This window comes from Streptomyces sp. 2323.1, from assembly GCF_900221035.1.
GTDB classification, from domain to species: Bacteria; Actinomycetota; Actinomycetes; order Streptomycetales; family Streptomycetaceae; genus Streptomyces; species Streptomyces sioyaensis.
This window is the reverse complement of record NZ_LT907981.1, coordinates 7,740,917-7,758,262: the sequence shown is the minus strand read 5'-3', so window position 1 is coordinate 7,758,262 and position 17,346 is coordinate 7,740,917. Positions and strand designations below refer to the sequence as shown.

Here is a 17,346-nt window from a genome sequence, read left to right as displayed (position 1 = left end):
CGGAGGCCTATGACAGTGGGTTCTGGGCTTTCTGTCGGAGTCGTTCGTAGGGTGTCTGGCCGGTGAGTGCGCCGTGGGGGCGATCGTAGTTGTAGTAGTCCTCCCACTCCTGGAGCTTGGTGTTGAAGAGGTTGACGTCATCGATGACCTGCCCCTCCAGGAGGCGGTAGAACTCTTCGGAATCGATGCGGTGAGATCGTTCGACCTTGCCGTTCAGCCGCGGGGTGCGGGGCCTGATGCGGACGTGGTCGATGCCTTTGTCGAGCAGGTGCCAGTGGAACGCTGAGCCGAACTCTTGGCCGTTGTCGGTCTGGACCTGCTCGACAGCGAACGGCAACTTGGCCAGGACGTGGTCGATGAATTGGATCGCGGTCTTTTGGTCATTGCGTGGGTAGGCGCGCAGGACACGGAGCCGGGTGCAGTCGTCGATGGCCGTGTACTGGTAGTAGCGCTTCTTGCGGCCCGTCTGGCCGAGGGGCTCGATGAACTTGACGTCTACCTGCAGCTGGTGGCCCGGACGCTGCTTCTCGTACCGCTTCCAGCGGGTAGAACGGCGCTTGTAGCGCTGGGAGGCCGGCAGACGGTTGAGACCCACCTTTTTCAGAATGCGCCACACGCCGGACGAGCTGACCTTGACGTCGTGGTACCGCTCCAGATACATCGCGATCTTGGACGGCCCAAAGTGGTACTGCGGACGCAGCCACAAGATCTTCTCCACGACGTCTGCCTTGGTGGCATGCGGCGTGTGGTGCGGTGCGCTCGAGCGGTCCTTCAGCCCCTCCAGGCCCTCAGCCTCGTAGCGCCGCAGCCATATGTAGTAGCACTGACGGCTGATGCCGTAATAGCGGCACGTGGCGGCCACACTGCCACTCACCTCTTCCACATGGCGCAGCACCGCCAGCCGGTGCCTCGCACGCCTCGATAGATCGCGTTCGGTCATCATGCAGGTCTCCTAGATACGAGAGACCCACCTGTCAATAGCGTCCGTCAGTTTTAGACCTAGGCCACTTCGACGAAATTGGTGAAATGCTGCCGTCGCCGAGCATGTTCCCTGGCCCCAGCGGCGCCCCACGAGGGACGGGCGCCGGACAGACCGAAGTCCCCTTCATTTGCGTCGAGTTAACCGTAGTCGTGTGCGCGACGAGGGGCTTGAAGGTGACCGATGGGCCGGTGGCCGAGCAAGGGGTGCTGACCGCGCCGGATGAGCTGTGGGGTGCCGCGATGCGGCAAGCCGAGGTGATCAGGCACCCGCCGTCAGCGAGTGCAGCTTCTGTGCCCGTTGGCGGTTCTGCGGAGCCGCCCGGTCCGTATGTAGTGGTCCTCGGGTTGCCGGTGAAACCACGGGTCTATGGGACCGTTATTCCGGTTGAGTAGCTGAGATCGATTCTGGACTCTCCATGGAGGTGGGCCGATGCCGAGTCTTGCGCGGATGCCGCTGGAAGGCGGCGGGGCGATTCTGCTGGAAGAGGTGGAAGGCGCACCGGAGTTCGACGGGCCGGTGAAGGCGGGCCGGGTCGGTGACGCGGTACGTGAGCTGCCTAGGACATTGCAGCAGTCTCTGGTTCCGGTGCGGGAGACAGCGCGGGCAGTGCTGGACCAGCTGCAACAGGCGGGTTCGCGGGAGGTGGAGGTGGAGTTCGGGGTGAATCTGTCGGCGAAGGCCGGGGCGGTCATCACCACCGGCGAGGTAGCCGTCCATCTGAAAGTCCGCGTCGTGTGGGAGAGCGGTGGATCCGGGCAGGACGCCCCGTGAAGAATGCGGGGACGATGGCGGGAGACGAGTCTGCGGCAGGCCGTGGTGGAGGCGCGATGGAGGGTGTACCGGAGAGCAACCTTGCCGGGGCGGGTGAGCCTTCGGTGCCCGAGTCGGTATTCCAGGTACTTGCGTCGGACGGCGGTGTTGCTGGGGCAGGCTTCCTGGCTGGGGAGGACACCGGCTTCACCTGTGCGCATGTCGTGCACGCCGCCGGGCAGTACCCGGGCGGTCGGGTGGAGGTGCTCTTCCCGCGTCTGCCAGACGCACCGCGGGTGATGGCCGATGTGGTGGCTGAGCAGTGGCGGGCACCGGAAGCCGAGGATGTCGCCGTTCTCCGCCTTGACTCAGTTCCGGCGGGGGCCCAGGGCATGGCTGTGGGTGCGAGCGCGGGGTGCCGGGGGCACCGAGTCTGCTCGTTCGGTTTTCCTACCCAGGCGCCGAGAGGCGGTCATTTCGGGTACGGCGAGGCCGGCAACCTGCTGCCAGGGGACAACGGTGCGGGACGGCTGCTTCAGCTGTCGAAGGCCAACGACCTGACGACCGGGTTCAGCGGCGGGCCTGTGGTGGACGAGATGACCGGCCTGGTGATCGGCATGGTTACTGCCATCGCCTCCCCCGACGCCCACCTGAAAGGGCTGGGCACCGCGTACGCCACCCCGGCCGAAGTACTGCGAGAGATCCAGCCCCAGCTGGCCGAGCACCAGGCCTGCCCTTATCTGGGGCTGGAGTCCTTCACAGCCCGGCACGCCGACTGGTTCCACGGCCGGGAGGCCGCCGTGGAGCGGGTGCTGACGGCGCTGGGTGGGGCCCGGCGGATGCTGATGCTGCTGGGCCCCTCCGGAGCGGGGAAGACATCGCTGATCAACGCGGGTGTCCTGCCCGCCCTGGCTAAGGGAGCGATACCGGGCAGCGACCGTTGGCTGCCCGTGTGTGCCCGACCTGGCCAGGACCTACTCACGGAGATCGGGGGCCAGGGCCTGCCCGGTGCGGCCAGCGACGGCCTGGTGGCCGCGGCCGAGGCCCGCCTCGCTGCCGAGCCCGACCACGACCGTCTGCTGCTGGTTATCGACCAGTTCGAGGAACTTCTCACCCAGCCGGTCCCCAACCCGTACCGACGTGCAGATGACGGGCGTCTCAGGGCCGTGGAACAGCTCGTGGAGCTGGGCGCTTCCCATGCCCCTGTCACCGTGCTCCTGGTCATGCGCAACGACTTCTACGCCCCGCTCGACGCCCTCGCCCCGGACTTGATGAACACCGTCCTCCCCGGACTGTGCAACGTCCCCGCGACGCTGAGCCGCTCCGAGCTGCTGGCGATCATCGCTCGACCCGCCGCGGCCCTGGGCCTACCGCTCGAGGCCGGCCTGGCAGACCGGATCGTCGACGACGTCCTGGCCGTCGACCCGTTCGCCCGGCAGGCGCCGGTCACGCTGCTCCCACCGCTGGAACTGGCCCTGCGCCAGTTATGGGTACGCCGTCGCCGTGAGGACGGCCAACTCACCCATGCGGCTTACGAGAAGATCGGCAAGGTCACCGGCAGTCTGACGACTTGGTGCAACCGCGCCCTCGGCCAACTGACCGCCGAGCAACGTCCCATCGCGCAACAGATCCTCACCGCACTTGTCCGGCCCGCCGACGAAGGCAACGGCGTCCCCGCGACCCGTCGGCCCGTTCCCCTCACCCGGCTCCGTGCCCTGGCGATCGGCCACAGCTTCAGCGGACCAGATGCCGACATCGTCTTCGACGACGTACTAGAGGCACTCACTCGCTTCCGCATCATCATCACCGGCACCACCACACCTCCCGACGCGGCCTCCGGTGAACCGGCAGCGGAGCTCATCCACGACGCTCTCATCCGCGGCTGGGCCGACCTGCGTGACTGGGTCGCCAAGGACCACCAGTTCCAGGTCTGGCTCCAGCGCGCCACCGAACAGCAAGACCGACACGAGCACAGCGGCATTCCCGGCGACCTACTGGACGGCTCCCTCCTCGCAGAAGGAGAGGAATGGGCAGATCAACGCTCTCTCCCGACCGACATCACCTCGCTCCTGGAAGCCAGCCGGCAGCATCAGCAGTCAGCCCTGCGCCGCACCCGACGCATCAACATCACTCTCGTCGGAATGCTGGTACTCGCCCTGGTCGCCACCGGCGTCGCGTTCGGCCAGCGGCAGACCGTCATCGGCCAGCGTGACCGTGCGGCGTCCGCACAGGTGGCCGGGGTCGCCCAGTCGGTTCGCCGCACCGATCCCCAGCTCGGTCGGCGGCTGGCGGTAGCTTCGGCAAGTCTTGCCAGCACCCCCGAGTCGTGGTCGGCCCTGCTCGCCCTGCACGACCAGCAGGAAGACGATGCGCTCAAGCTCCCCGGCTTCGTAGCGACGGAGTCCGATCTGGACAGCACCGGGCAGACCTTCGCGGCTGCCGGAGGCACCCGCGTGGAGTTCTGGAACGTCCAGACCCGCAAGAAGATCAGTTCCTACACCGCTCCGGCCAAGGTCCACCAGGTGGACCTTTCCGACGACGGCAAGACGGCTGCCGTGAGTACCGACGACGGATACACCCGCCTGCTCGACGTCTCCAGCGCCCGCCAACGCCACGCGCACGCCTACCCCACCGCCAAGCAGGACGGCGAACACTGGCCGGCGATGGCGATCAGCCCTCTAGGCACCTACCTGATGGTCCAGACGAACGACTCGGACCTAAAGACCACACTGACCGTCTGGGACAGCCGCACCGCCCGCAAGATCATCACTTTGAGCCCCCGTGCATCCGCTTTCTTCAGAGACTCTTCGTTCTCTCCGGATGAACGAGTACTTTCCCTGCCCGGCAGCGGGGGAAAGCCCTTCACCTGGATCGACTTGCGGACCAAGAAGCAGTTGCCCGTCCCCGTCCCCTACTTCGGGCTCAAGGCCAGCGACATCCACGGCCCTGTGGTGTTCAGTCCGGACGGCAAACTCGCTGCCCTGACAGCCGAGGGCGGAAGAATCAGCTTCTTCGACCGCACTGGAAAATACACCAGCATCGAACTCAAGGGCGCTGAGGACCCCACGGACTATCCCCTTTATTTCAGTCACGACGGCAGGTACATCGCGCAGAACGGCCTCGTCTGGGAGGTGTCGGTGACGAGTTCGGGACCTGTCATGCGCTACTCGACCACCCAGAGCGAGTGCTACCCCGGGACGGCCCTGCGTTTCACGGCCGACGACTCGCAACTCCGATGCGCCGGAACCGATGGCGTCGTCCGGTCGCTCGACGTGAGAGCGTTCACCAAACCCCCCAAGGAGAATGTTGGGTTCACTCAAGAGGGGGTGGTGAGTTCCGATCGGCGCACCCTTGCGCGCAACCTCGGCAACGACATCGAAATCTGGTCCCTGCCTTCACGAACCAAGCGTTTCACCGTGACCTCGCGCGCGGAGGACACGGGATACGCCGTGGAGGAGATCCAGCTCAGCCGCGACGGGCGTCGGCTCGCTGTGCTCGCCGGTACGACGATCGAGATCTGGGACACGGGCGGGAAGAAGGGATCAAGGCTCGGAAGCCTGCCCATCCTCAGGAAGGACCAGCGCAGCGGAACAACTACGGCGTTCGCGTTCTCACCGGACGACAAGGCACTCGCCGTCCAAACCGTGACACTAAACGGCACCAACGTTCTCACCTTCTGGGATCTGACCACCATGCGCCAGACCCGTCAGCTGCGCGCCGACCTCGGCTACCCGGATAACGGAGGGGCCGTCTTCTTCCTTCCAGACGGCAAGAGCGTGATCGCCGCCCCGAACTTCGGCAGGGTCGCGTTCCCCTCCGGCAGGGTCGTCACCAAGGGCGCCCCGAACCTGGAAGTGGACTCCGTCAGCGACGACGGGACGGTGCTCTACACCTACCCCCGTGGATTCCGGTCCTACGTCCGGCTCTGGGACGCTCAGACGCTCCGGCCCACAGGGGAAGACCTGCGCACCGGTCCCGTGAGCCCTCCCTTGACCGCGCCGGAACGAGCGACCGCCGTCTCACCTGACGGCCGACTCTTCGCCACCGTGCACCAGTCCGGACTCGGCTACCAGACCAAGGTGTGGGACAGCCGCACCGGTAGCGAGCTGGGCGTCCCACCCGTGGGGCCCCTCACCGAGATCGTCGCCCTGGCGTTCTCTCCCGACGGCTCGACGCTGACCAGTGTGGATCAGCATGGCAGTTTCTTCACCGACACCATTGCCCCTGCGCGGTTGATCCGAGATCTCTGCACCAGGTCAGGCCCTCTCACCGAACAGGAATGGAAAACTCTTATCCCTGACATCCCGTACCGCAAGACGTGCTGACCAGGTGAGAACCAGCCGAGCTCGCCGGACAGGTCGTCAGGATGACCAGCGCGCAAGGAGTTCAGACATACATGCAATGGGCTTCGGAAGTCTACAACCAAGGCGGCGAGTTCAGCGCAGCGCCACTCTCACAAACGGTTGCCACTCGTGTCCATGCTGCGCACCTAGCTAAGGGCTCGCATGACTGGTGATCGGTGCGATCGCACCTGACTGACCGCACTCGCATCACCGCCCGATCGAGCCATCGATCTGCTCGCGCAGGATGTCCGCGTGACCGGCGTGCCGGGCGGTCTCCTCGATCATGTGGACCAGCACCCCAGCGCATCGACGGCGGCGGGGTCTCGCGCAACGAGCGGGCGCCGGGGCGGTCCAGGTCGGTGCAGGCGAGGGCGACTTCGTTGGCCTGGGCGATCGCCTCGCGATAGGCGTCCGCCAAGTCCGACGCGGTGTCGTCGGCGGACACCGCACCCTCGTCCTCCCAGCGCTCGCTGTCGGCGCCGGTGTAGGCCCAGACGAACCGGTTGAGCTCGACGGCCTTCAGGTGCTTGAGCAACTGGAGCAGGCTGGTCCCGGAAGGGACGCCGGTCGTGCGGACCGCCGGCTCCGGGATGCCGTCCGCCTTCGCAAGGACGGACTCGCGCAGATAGTCCAGGAAGGTCAGCAGGGTGGTCTTCTCGTCGGCGTTCAGGCCGGGGGGCCGAAGATCGAGGCGGGGCTCCGTAGTCGTCATGGCGGAACCGTAGTTGATCGATTCAAGCCGTCAGTGGTCGTATGCGGTCAGCGCGAGTACTCGCTGGAGCACGCGGACAACCACACCATTGGGAGTTCGGCCGCGATGCCGTTCGAGGTGGAGCTGGCCCTTGGGTCTCGTTGATCGACTCGATGACCTGCCGCAACGGCTTGAACAACTGTGATCCGACCCGCTCGGCCTCGCCCTTGCGGGCCGGCAGCAGCAGCGCGATGTTCAAGTCCGCCAGTTGCGACTCGAATTCGCGGCCGAAGTAGTTGTTGTCGCCGATCAGCGTCTGGCCGGGTGGCCGGTCGGTGACCAGCGTCGGTTCGGTGGCGAAGATGTCGAGGAGCGTCTCGCGTTCCTCGGCCTTCGCCCCGGTCAGCGCGAACGCGATCGGCAGCCCGCCCAGCGTGCACAGCAGGTGCAGCCGAAGTCCCCAGAAATAGCGCGTATGGCTGGCGCAGTAGCCGTACCCGTGCACGCGTCTCGCGTCATTCTCGTGACAGCTCCTACACTCACCGTCACATGACGCGCTGACGCGAGGGGGACCGGATGGCGCGGGACGGATTACCCGAACAGGGGCACGCCGCCGCATCGGAACCGACGCTGGAGAGTCTGCTGTCGGTGATGGGCGCCGGTGCGATGGAGTTGTGCGTCGCTCCACGTGGCCTGGGAGCCGTGGTCGAGGGAGTAGCGGTGCTGGACTCGCTGGAGCCGGGGCTGCCGCCGGGGCAGGTGTTGCTGGCGGTGGGCGTCGATCCGCAGTCGGCTGCCGCCGTCGACGTCGTGCGCGATGCGGCCGGATCGCGAGCGGTCGCGGTGGTCTTCGGGCAGGGCAGGTCGGGCCGGCCCCCTGAAGCGTTGCGGGCGGCCGCCGAGGACGCCGGTACTGCGCTGCTTTTCCGGACGGCATGGTTCGGCTGGACGGAGTTGGTCGGGGCGCTGCGGGCGGGCCTGGTCCTGTCCGGAGTTCCCGCCGATCCGGCTGTGGCGGCTGTGACGTTGGGCGACCTGAACGGGCTGGCCGACGCGGTGGCGGTGTTGGTCGGCGGCGCGGTGACGATCGAGGACGTGGAGTCCCGGGTTCTGGCGTACTCGTCGACGAAGGAGGACGTGGACGAGTTGCGCCGACTGACGATCCTCGGCCGTCGGGTACCGGAGTGGCGAGTCTCCGCGATGCAGGAGGCCGGGTTCTTCCGGGCGTTGTGGGGTACAGGGGACGTCATCCACCGGCCGGCGCACGGGGAGAACCCCGAACGACTGGTGGTGGCCGTCCGAGCGGGTGGGGAGGTCTTGGGGTCGATCTGGGTGGCTGCCGCAGGCAGTGACCTCGCGCCGCGTGCATCCGACGCACTGCGGTCGGCGGCGCGGGTGGCCGCTGCACACCTGGTTCACCACCGGTCGCACCGGACACACGCCCGGTTGGTCGAGGATGCGGCCCGTGCGCTGCTCGACGGGCGGGGGTCCGCCGACATGCTCGCCGAACGCGCCGGGATTCCGCCGCATGGACACTGCGCTGTCCTGGCGGTACGCCCCGGAGGCTCCCGGAAGGGTGACGAAACCGGAAAGCTGCACGGCCTGCTGGCGGTGCGTTGCGGCGCGCACGACCTCAAATCGGTGGTGCTGCCGGTTGAACAGGGGGCCTTGGTGCTGCTGGGCGCGCTGCACCAGGACAGGCAGCGGGCCGTCGAACAGGTTTCACAACTGGGCAATTCACTGGTCCGGCAGGTGACCGACGCGTTCGGTCCGGGAACGAGAATCGGCCTGGGATCGGTGGCCGAAACCTTGGCGGATCTGCCTGAGTCCCGTCGGTCGGCCGACCTGGCGCTGAGAGCCCTGCTCTCGACGGGAGAGCACCGCGCCGTCGGGTTCGCACGCGAGGTGGCCGAGACGGTCGCCCTGAACCAGATCATGGACGCGCTGACGGGGCTGGCCCTGGCATCGGAGACTCCGGTGGCACGCCTGGTGGCATTCGACGCCGGGCACGGCGGGGGCACCATGGTGGAGACCCTGCGGGCATACCTCGACCACTTCGGTCACGTGCCGGCCACCGCCAAGGCGCTGGGTGTGCACGCAAATAGCCTGAGGCACCGGATCAACCGGCTCACCAAGGTATCCGGGCTCAACCTGCGCAGTCCCGACGCCCGACTGCTCGCCCAACTGCAACTGCGCCTGCTCGACCGCGGCGGCCGGGAGGCGTGAGCACTTGGGGCGCCTCTACGAAAAGAAGGTGGCGTCTTCGTGCACCAGCACAACGGTGGCGGTGCCACGGCCCGGGGTTCGCGCCACGGCGAGAACCGCGCAGCGGAATACCGGTACTCCCGACGAAGACACTGGCATCGTTTCGACGAGAGTCTGGTGGCCCGCCCAACAGCATCCGTGGGTGGTCGAGAATCTCGGCTCAGGGAAGGTGCACGATGAGTGCTTATGGCAAGGACCGGCGTGAGCGAATTCTGCGGGCAGCCGTAGAGCAGGGCCTCCTGGAACCCGAGACGGCCGTACTGGCCGGGTTCATCGACCTCGACGGCGTCAACGAGACCGTCACGTCCCTGCGGAGTGCATTTCCTGACTCGCTCCGGGTCCTGCACGCGTTCGCGGCCAAGGCGAACTGTCTGGTTCCCGTACTCCAAGAACTGCGCCTGAGCGGCATGGGCTGCGAAGTCGCCAGTGCCGGCGAGCTCGCCCAGGCGCTGGACGCGGGCTTCGAACCCGCACGCATGGTGTTCGACTCCCCGGCCAAGACCCGGGCGGAACTGGTCCAGGCACTGAGCCTGGGGGTCGCGGTGAACGCGGACAGCTTCCAAGAACTTTCGAGGCTGGACGAGATCCTGGCGACCCGCCGCTCCGACTCGCGGATCGGCGTGCGCATCAACCCCCAGGTAGGCGCCGGCTCGATCACCGCGATGAGCACGGCCACCGCGACGTCGAAGTTCGGCATTCCCCTGGAGGACGAAGGCAATCGACAGCGGCTGCTTCAGGCGTACCGCGACCGTCCCTGGCTCACCTGGGTGCACACGCACGTCGGCTCGCAGGGCTGCTCCCTGGACCTGATCGCCCGGGGCATCGCGAAGGCCGTGGCCTTCGCCGAGGAGATCAACGACTACCTCGGCCGTGGACAGGTGACCGGCATCGACATCGGGGGAGGTCTCCCGGTCAATTTCGGCAGCGACGAGACGACCCCCGGCTTCGACACCTACGCGGCCCATCTGCGCGACCACGCGCCTGCCCTGTTCTCCGGCGAGTACGAGATCGTCACCGAATTCGGACGCTCCGTCCTGGCCAAGAACGGGTTTACCGCCGCGTACGTCGAGTACACCAAGACCGTCGGCGGCCGTCCCATCGCGATCACCCACGCCGGCGCCCAGGTCGCCACGCGGACCGTGTTCGCCCCCGACGCATGGCCGTTGCGGATCGAAGCCCACGACCCTCACGGCCGCACCAAGCACAGCCCGCCCGTGCCGCAGGACATCGCAGGCCCGTGCTGCTTCGCCGGTGACCTGCTAGCACGCAACCGTACCCTGCCCCTCCTCGACGCCGGTGACATCGTCGTCGTCCCGGACACCGGCGCCTACTACTTCTCCACCCCCTTTCACTACAACAGTCTTCCCGAACCCGCCGTTCACGGCGCCCGCCTCGACGCCGACGGCCGGGTCACCTTCCAACTGCTCCGCCCCGCGCAGGCGGTGCACCCGGCCCCGGTCCTTGCCGGGAGGTAACTCTCGCCCTTCCAGTACATACGGACCCCGGCGTGACCGCACAAGAACGCCGACCGCAGTCACTAAGGCCAGGACGGCACCGAGCGGGAACGCCTGGCTGCCCAGAGAGAACCACAAGGCGAAGGAAGCAGGTGCAACCGCCATGAAAGTACGGCGCGCCCGGTCGGGGTGCTCCATGGAGAAAACGACCTCTCCGGGGCGATGGGAGGCCATCGGACGACGGCTGTCCGCCGCCGGGGTGCGCTGCGGCCGGACGGCGCGTGGTTCCGCGCGGTGGATCTCACGGCGCCGGCGGATCGCGGCCGACCAGTTTCTTCGGGGTGCGTGCTACGGGGCAGGCACTGCTGTAGTGGGCTTGCTGGTGGTGTGGGCGCAGACCCGTTGACGACGGCGCGAGCCCGGCACCCGCCCGACCTCGCTGCGCCCCGGGCCTCATGAGAGAGCCGGCCCCCACCTGGGTGGTTCCGGTGCTGAGCACGAGCGCCGGACAACAAAGAAGCCCCGGGCCACTGGTGGCCTGGGGCTTTCTAGTGGAGCGGGTGACGGGAATCGAACCCGCGTTCTGAGCTTGGGAATCAGGGGCGCCTTGGGGGGCAACAGTGCTCTGAGCTGCGACTGTTTGAGCAAGGGGCCTTGTTGGAGGCGGCCAGTTTGACCGCTGTTGGTCCTGGTCTACCGCGCTAAAGGGCTGGGATGGGGGTGGCCTCCGATGGGGTGGGGATTGTCCGATACGGGTTGGCGTTGCATATGTCAGCTCTAAGCTGCATGCGATCTTGCATAGGTCAGCGTGACCTTGCATCGAGGGGCGAGGTTAGCCGGACGTGGTGCATGCATGAGTGCCGTTGGACATCCGGATGTCAGTGGGGTTGGACGTCAGATGTCACTGGGGCCCAGTTGAAAGGAGCCGACCGTTGCTCCCCGGGGCACAAAGGTTGAAAGGCGGCGCACCGCTGCTCGGCGCACACGCCGAAGGCCAGGTCGGGCCCTTCGGCCTGTGCGGCGGTGATCATGGTGCGGAGGAAGACGACGCAGCCGGCCACGCACTCGCGTTCACCGTGCCGCAGCCGTGGAGCGCGGCCTGATGGCCGGGGGTGGCGGCAGGTCCTGACCGCCTTCGCCAGCGACCAGCTCCCCACCGAAGAAATGCGAACACCTGCTCGCGCAAGGCGCCGCCGAACACTCCTACGACCGTCGCCGCGACGACCACCCACTGGCCCCCGGCGACGTCCAACACATCGCCCTGCTGGAGTTCGGACTGCTGATCGACGACCAGACCGCCGAGACGGCTCTGGCTCGACGATGGGTGACCTCGTCACCGCCCAAGCGTTGAACCCACCATGCAGGCGTGGCGCGGTCACATCCCCCCGCCGCTCCACGCGGCACCGGCCGGCAGCCTCCACGCCCGCCCGGCCACGAGGCTGCCGGACCGGCCGGTCACGTTGGGCCCCGTCCGTCCCGGCACCCAACCGAGAGCCCTGATCACGAATCAGCGCGATGACGGAACCCGTCGGCATGGATGATTCGCCCCGGGCGGCGGCCCCGGTGGGCTGCCGTGGTGCGGTGGAGTGCAATGAGGGCAGCGTCGTCGTCGAGACGTCCGCCGGCATGCGCGAGCAGGTCACTGCGGATGTGGTGCAGCAGCGAGGCGGGGCTGGCTTCGGTCCACTGCGCGGCCCGCCTCTCGAACGGGTAGAAGCCGCCGTCACCGTCGCGTGCCTCGATCACACCGTCGGTGTAGAGCAGGAGGGTGTCGCCGGGCTCGAAGGAGAACACGTCCACCGTGTAGTTCGTTTGTCCAAGGCCGCCGAGCCCCAGTGGCGGTGCGGGGTGCAGGCTCGGGGTGGTGACGGCGCTGCCGCGGCTGAGCAGCAGCGGGGGAGGGTGCCCGCAGCTGGTCATCTGGGTGATCTGGTCCCGGTCGGGGATCTCCAGCAGCAGCGCAGTGGCGAAGCTCTCCCCGGGCTCCTCCGCCTGCTCGAAGTCGGCCAGGTAGCGGGCCACGCTCTGCTCCAGGGCGGCGGCCAGCTCCGGAAGGGAGCGGTGCTGATAGGCGGCTTCACGGAAGGCCCCGAGCAGGAGGGCGGCCTCACCGATGGCGGGCAGGCCCTTGCCTCGTACGTCCCCGATCATCACGCGCACCGCGCCGTCGCATCGGGTGGCCGCGTACAGGTCACCGCCGATCTGCGCCTCATCCTCGGCCGCCAGATACAGACAGGCGATCTTCAGCGGGCCGATCTTGTCCGGCAGCGGCCACAGCAGGACATGCTGCGCCGCCTCGGCCACCGACCGCACCTGAGCCAGCTGGGCGCTACGCCGCTCGCGCACGGCAGACAGAAACACGACCAGAACCGTCAGCAGCGCGAGAGTGGTGATCTGCACTATGTGGTTCGTGGTGGCCAGGCCGCCGTGAAACACCGCGATGATCACCTGGGCTGCCACGGCGAGCCCGCCGATGAGCCCGGTCACCAAGGGGCCGGCGAACGCTGCGGCGATCGCGGGCGCGATGGCCAGCGCCGGTCCCAGATGAATGTCCGCAGGAGAGCGAATGTCCGCCACTGTGATCACCACGATGAGCGCGACAGGGATCACTAGCAGCGCACGGCTCGATCGCCAGGGCTGCCGTAGACCAGCAGGCTGCAGCTGGGAGCCCATGCCTCCACCCTGCACCGCGCCGCAGCAGCTGACCACCGCGGCTGGCAGGAGATGCCCGCATCGCGAAGATCGACATCACCGTCAGCGATCTCCTAGCCCTGCGGCAGGCCCCGACCGAGATCCGCCAGGGGACCGGGGCAGGTCAGCAGCCGGATCATGCCCTCGTCGCCGATCCACTCCGGCTCGCCGAGCATCAGCCCGAGCCCGAAGGCGTGGTCGGCGCGCTTGCGGTCCCGGTATGCCTGGGCCGGGCATACGTCGTCGCAGTACCGGCGCCGGGCCGAGGAGCCCCTCGGCAGCCGGGCCCCACACGAGTCGCAGAAGCGGATGCGGGCCACGCCTCCAGGGTCGCTCTGCGGTGGGGTGGCTACTCGTCCCGGCCGGCATCGTCACCCTGGTCCGGCCTTGGGGACCAGCGGTACAGCCATTAACGCTAAGCAGTTGATCTTGGTCTGGAGTGGTGAGCTACGAGGACGGCGTCGTGATGTGGACGAGCCTCAGGGTGGGGCGTGGTGGGGCGAATTCGCCGAGTTCCAGTGCTGCCTCACGCCAGTTGGCGGCCAGTTGGAGAAGGCGCTCGCTGTCGTGGCGGAAGAAAATCTTGTGGCACTCCGCCCGGCGGAGGGCTTCGAGCTGGCTCGCCAGCTCCTGGCGGGCAGTCGAGGTCCTGGCGTACCCGATCCTCACCGGCCGCTCGGTGCGAGGCGCGGGGATCACCGCAAGCGCGGGGCCCTGCTTCCACGCGCGGCCCGGTCGGCGGGCACCGGCACTTCGAGCTCCTCGCGGAGCGCGGGGACGAGGGCGAAGCGGGCGGTGTGGTACTTCGCGGCGGTCTTGCCGCCCCGGGTGCGGCGGGCGCTGCCGGCGGGCGCGTCACAGTTCGGGCAGTCGTGACGTTCTACCGCCAATGCGGCCTGATCGGGCGTCAAATCCATGGCGGGCAGCCTCTCAGAAGTGCCTCGCCCAACGCGCCGGTTTCGATAGGACTTTTGCGAGTGGCGACCTGCGGAAACGTGATCGCTCCGGGGGCTCTCGCAGAACTCTCACAGATGGTCATTTGTGAGAACCAGCGGCGTTGCTGTCCGCTATGGACAGGGGCACGCTGCCCCCATCTGAACCTACTTGGCCGAGAGAGCAGGTGGGGACGAAGCGGCGAGGCCGGCCGGGGCTTGCTGCAGCCCCGGCCGGCCCCTTCATTGATGCCCGCCTTCGTTCGACAGGCTCTCTGTTGTCACTTGCCAGTCAGGGCCCGCCATGCAAGCTGCCCCAATATGACCGCTGCCGTCTGCGCGACCGCCGCGCCGGTGCCACTGGCGGCACCGACCGGGCGAACATCGTTTACCAGCTGGCCGGTGACCGTCGGCGGAGGCGGAGGCGGAGGAGCCATCTGCCCGGTGTACTGGTAGCTCATCGTGAACCTTTCTGACTGTTCGAGTCCCGCAGAAGCGGGCTGATTCAATGGTCGCTCGGGGCCTCACGTTTGAATATGGGAGGAACCTGGATGCACATCAACCGGAGTGAGGGCTTTCCCTGTATCCCCGGGGCACGGCTGCGCTACTCCTATATGTTGAGGGTAACCGTGAGCCTCTTGGGCTATTCGGGATCACTGTGCCTTGTGTTGTCGCTGAGGTACGCAAGGACGATCAGGACTCGGATGTTCATTTTCAGTTCCCGTTCCTGGTCAGGCGAGGGAAGCTCGTAAGCTCTCCTGATGGCCCCGATGTGCCGATCAACCGTTCCCTCGGCCATCCTCAGTTCCTCACCTATTCCCTTATTCGTCCGTCCTCGTACGATCAGCTCGGCGACCTCTCGCTGCTTATGAGTCAGTCTGCCTCCACGACCTGCCAAACCTTGCAGCTCTGCGTCGATGCAGATACCTCCGGCCCTGACCGTTTCTGCGCATTCCAATAGTTCCGCGACGTCGGCGACTTTGTCTTTGAGGAGATATCCGACCCGGCCCCCCTGTTGCCCGATCCTCATCATTTCCAATGCGATGCGCATTTCGTCGTGCTGAGAGAGGGCGATCAGTGCAATTCCGGGGAAACCGCGCCGGATTGTCCGTGCGACCCTCAGTCCGCCGAACGATTCTTCGCCGGAACGAGAAAAGTTGATGTCCAGCAGAATCACGTCGGGAGCGACACCTTGCTCAAGCTGTCCGAGCGTCTCTTTGATGGACCTGGCGCTGCTTACTCGAACTCCGTGTTCCCGTAGCCGTGGTGCAAGCGTATCGTGGAGTAGGCGCGCATCGTCAGAGATCATGATGTGCATGGCAGTTCCGCCTTCACGTGCGTGCCCACACCCAGTGGACTATCAATGGACAACTTTCCCCCTAGCACGGTCACCAGTTTTTCCACCCGCTGAATTCCGACACCCGGGGACTTGGATGAGTTCGCGCCCCCGAGGCCATCATCAACGATCTCCACAATGAGCCGATCGTGTTGATGAGTGGCGATGACGCGAATCGTCCGGGCTTGCGCATGGGTCATGGCATTACGCACTGCTTCACTGACGACCCCGTACGCGATATACTCGACTCGCTTTGGCCAGCGCGTTTCGGGGATGTCCACATGCACTGGAAGCCGCAGCCGATCACGCAACGACATGACGCCAGCGCGCAGACCAAACTCCTCAAGTGTCGGCGGCGAGAGCTTGAACGCGACATCCTTGATCTGGCGCTGCAACTGCTTCGACATGGCTACTCCCTCCTCTAGCAGCTCGGTCACGCCAGGGGTCAACTGGGTTCCCAGCCGACGTCTGAGGTCGGCGAGGATGCTTAGAAGGCCGATCACTTCATTCTGCCCGCCGTCATGGAGCTCGATCTGGAGATCCTTGCGTCGCTCAATCTCCTGGTCGATCAGCGTCTGACTGGCTTCCTGTAGCTGGTCTAAATTTCTACGCAATTCCGCTTGGAGGGCCGCCCTCTCTAGGACAATTCTGGTTACGGTCGCTACCGACCTTAGCTGCGGGGCGCCGGCCAGAAACGAATCATGAATGAGGGCGCCGAGCGGCCGACCACCCCATTCCAGAAACGTCACGCGACTCGGATCTGCGGGTAAGCCGATGGTTTCGCCCAGCGAGTTTGCGTATCGTTCTTCGCTGGGGAGCCATGGGTGAATCTCGATGCTCGGGTCGCCCAGCCACTTGGCCAGAAGCTCCCGGTATCCATCGCTTTCCGCCTGCTCGAAGTCAACCAGTCGTTCAAAAGCGTTGACTCGGCCAACCCATTCCCGAAGTGCGCCAACCTGACTGGCAACGGGAACAAGAAGTACAGACGTGGCATAACCGAAAAGGAGGATGTGATTCAAAGGAGCGGGGGCGTGTGTCAGCGCGACAATCAGAAAGCCCCCAACGATCACAGTAGCCAGAGTAGCGGAGAACCAGACCGGCGTAGCATTCCTGCGCATCGGTGGACTCGCTGACCGCCAACGGCGAACCAGCAGCACGAAAACGGTGGCACAGAGGACCATGCCAGCTGCCGTTCCAACTGTGGCCCACGGCGAGTAGGTGCCCGCATTTGGGTCGCCCCAGACTTGTGGGGGTGGCGACTCTTCGACGAAGTATCGGACGGTCTGAGTGATCAGAATGACACCGTAGAGACCGGTGACGACCAGAGTTGCGATGGGGTCCCGCAGTCGGCCCGAGGGAAAGCTCAGAACGATCTGGGCCATGACTGCGGCGTTAAAGAAGAACAGGCAAAAACCAACCGCGTACAACACCCGGTGTTCACTGAATTGCAGATCGCCGATATACCACGTCAACCCGTATGCGACCAGCAGAGTACCGATACCGCCCGCACGCGGCCGCCGTAACAGTATGACGATCCCGGCAGCCAGTGCGAACATGCCTGCGCTTTGGATTGGGATCTGCATCCACCATGGCCATGGCGCCTTTTCAACGGACAGCGATATGGCGTACGTTGCGAAGGCTCCGCAGGCCAGCGCTACCCCAGTGACAGCCGCTGCCCGAGGGGAGTTGGGGGTAGCTGAGCCAGCAACCGACTCGTCCGCGTTTCCCGATAGGGCTGGTGTATCGGCGTTCGGCATCTATCCATCCTCGGCATCCAGTGGTGTCAGCACCAGACAGGTATCCCCACTCTTTCCCACGGTCATGAAGGATTGCCCTCCCGCTCCTGTCGCAGACCCAGGACGCGAGCGGCTCCGGTAACGGCACAACGGATGCCGGGCGCCT

12 protein-coding genes and 1 pseudogene are annotated in these 17,346 nt (G+C 66.3%); 4 read left to right on the top strand and 9 right to left on the bottom strand.

The features are described 5' to 3' along the window. Window positions 1-7 precede the first annotated feature (7 nt). A complete protein-coding gene (locus tag CPH93_RS33155) occupies window positions 8-943 on the bottom strand; it encodes an IS481 family transposase (protein ID WP_096214969.1) in 936 nt (311 codons plus the stop codon). A 486-nt stretch (window positions 944-1,429) separates the two neighbouring features. On the opposite strand from CPH93_RS33155, the gene CPH93_RS33150 reads away from it, so the two are divergent. Together CPH93_RS33150 and CPH93_RS33145 are read left to right on the top strand one after the other, a co-directional pair. Further along, a complete protein-coding gene (locus CPH93_RS33150; RefSeq protein WP_231977043.1) occupies window positions 1,430-1,753 on the top strand; it encodes a CU044_2847 family protein in 324 nt (107 codons plus the stop codon). Window positions 1,754-1,809: 56 nt separating this feature from the next. Beyond that, entirely contained in the window at window positions 1,810-6,057 is a 4,248-nt protein-coding gene (locus CPH93_RS33145) for an nSTAND1 domain-containing NTPase (protein WP_159395091.1), read from the top strand. 91 nt (window positions 6,058-6,148) lie between these two features. On the opposite strand, the gene CPH93_RS37670 is transcribed toward CPH93_RS33145, so the two are convergent. Beyond that, window positions 6,149-6,787, bottom strand: a complete 639-nt coding sequence (locus CPH93_RS37670; RefSeq protein WP_443031416.1) for a mycothiol transferase — start codon at window positions 6,785-6,787, stop codon at window positions 6,149-6,151. Between the two features lie 42 nt (window positions 6,788-6,829). Further along, a pseudogene (locus tag CPH93_RS33135) lies at window positions 6,830-7,262 on the bottom strand (transposase); the annotation flags it as partial. Window positions 7,263-7,486: 224 nt separating this feature from the next. Between CPH93_RS33135 and CPH93_RS33130 the strand changes: the two are divergent. Continuing rightward, window positions 7,487-8,992: a PucR family transcriptional regulator gene (locus CPH93_RS33130; protein WP_159395090.1), complete on the top strand. Its 1,506-nt coding sequence runs from the start codon at window positions 7,487-7,489 to the stop codon at window positions 8,990-8,992. A 215-nt stretch (window positions 8,993-9,207) separates the two neighbouring features. Next, the gene (locus tag CPH93_RS33125; RefSeq protein WP_096214965.1) at window positions 9,208-10,506 is read left to right on the top strand and encodes a diaminopimelate decarboxylase; all 1,299 of its coding nucleotides are present in this window, start codon (window positions 9,208-9,210) and stop codon (window positions 10,504-10,506) included. 1,479 nt (window positions 10,507-11,985) lie between these two features. Here CPH93_RS33125 and CPH93_RS33120 read toward each other — a convergent pair. From CPH93_RS33120 to CPH93_RS35960, 6 genes are all read right to left on the bottom strand, one after another. Further along, window positions 11,986-13,158 (bottom strand): PP2C family protein-serine/threonine phosphatase, encoded by a 1,173-nt coding sequence (locus tag CPH93_RS33120; protein ID WP_096214964.1) that lies wholly within the window; start codon window positions 13,156-13,158, stop codon window positions 11,986-11,988. Between the two features lie 92 nt (window positions 13,159-13,250). Next, on the bottom strand, window positions 13,251-13,496 hold the full coding sequence (locus tag CPH93_RS33115; RefSeq protein ID WP_096214963.1) for a hypothetical protein: 246 nt from the start codon (window positions 13,494-13,496) through the stop codon (window positions 13,251-13,253). 127 nt (window positions 13,497-13,623) lie between these two features. After that, window positions 13,624-13,845, bottom strand: coding sequence for a hypothetical protein (locus CPH93_RS36490; protein WP_197708784.1), 222 nt, complete (start codon window positions 13,843-13,845; stop codon window positions 13,624-13,626). Window positions 13,846-13,871: 26 nt separating this feature from the next. Then, window positions 13,872-14,093 (bottom strand): zinc finger domain-containing protein, encoded by a 222-nt coding sequence (locus tag CPH93_RS33110; RefSeq protein WP_197708721.1) that lies wholly within the window; start codon window positions 14,091-14,093, stop codon window positions 13,872-13,874. A gap of 658 nt (window positions 14,094-14,751) precedes the next feature. Then, window positions 14,752-15,426 carry a response regulator gene (locus tag CPH93_RS33105; RefSeq protein ID WP_096214962.1) on the bottom strand — a complete coding sequence of 225 codons (675 nt, stop codon included), beginning with the start codon at window positions 15,424-15,426 and terminating at the stop codon, window positions 14,752-14,754. Then, window positions 15,414-17,000 carry a sensor histidine kinase gene (locus CPH93_RS35960; protein WP_159395089.1) on the bottom strand — a complete coding sequence of 529 codons (1,587 nt, stop codon included), beginning with the start codon at window positions 16,998-17,000 and terminating at the stop codon, window positions 15,414-15,416. Before CPH93_RS35960 ends, CPH93_RS33105 begins: the two co-directional genes overlap by 13 nt. Between the last annotated feature and the right edge of the window lie 346 nt (window positions 17,001-17,346).

Excerpts from the sequence above, each read along its gene's own strand:
- CPH93_RS33155 (WP_096214969.1), bottom strand. The coding sequence starts at position 943 with ATGATGACCGAACGCGATCTATCGAGGCGTGCGAGGCACCGGCTGGCG.
- CPH93_RS33150 (WP_231977043.1), top strand. The coding sequence starts at position 1,430 with ATGCCGCTGGAAGGCGGCGGGGCGATTCTGCTGGAAGAGGTGGAAGGC.
- CPH93_RS33145 (WP_159395091.1), top strand. The coding sequence starts at position 1,810 with ATGGAGGGTGTACCGGAGAGCAACCTTGCCGGGGCGGGTGAGCCTTCG.
- CPH93_RS37670 (WP_443031416.1), bottom strand. The coding sequence starts at position 6,787 with ATGACGACTACGGAGCCCCGCCTCGATCTTCGGCCCCCCGGCCTGAAC.
- CPH93_RS33125 (WP_096214965.1), top strand. The coding sequence starts at position 9,208 with ATGAGTGCTTATGGCAAGGACCGGCGTGAGCGAATTCTGCGGGCAGCC.
- CPH93_RS33120 (WP_096214964.1), bottom strand. The coding sequence starts at position 13,158 with ATGGGCTCCCAGCTGCAGCCTGCTGGTCTACGGCAGCCCTGGCGATCG.
- CPH93_RS33110 (WP_197708721.1), bottom strand. The coding sequence starts at position 14,093 with ATGGATTTGACGCCCGATCAGGCCGCATTGGCGGTAGAACGTCACGAC.
- CPH93_RS33105 (WP_096214962.1), bottom strand. The coding sequence starts at position 15,426 with ATGCACATCATGATCTCTGACGATGCGCGCCTACTCCACGATACGCTT.
- CPH93_RS35960 (WP_159395089.1), bottom strand. The coding sequence starts at position 17,000 with ATGTTCGCACTGGCTGCCGGGATCGTCATACTGTTACGGCGGCCGCGT.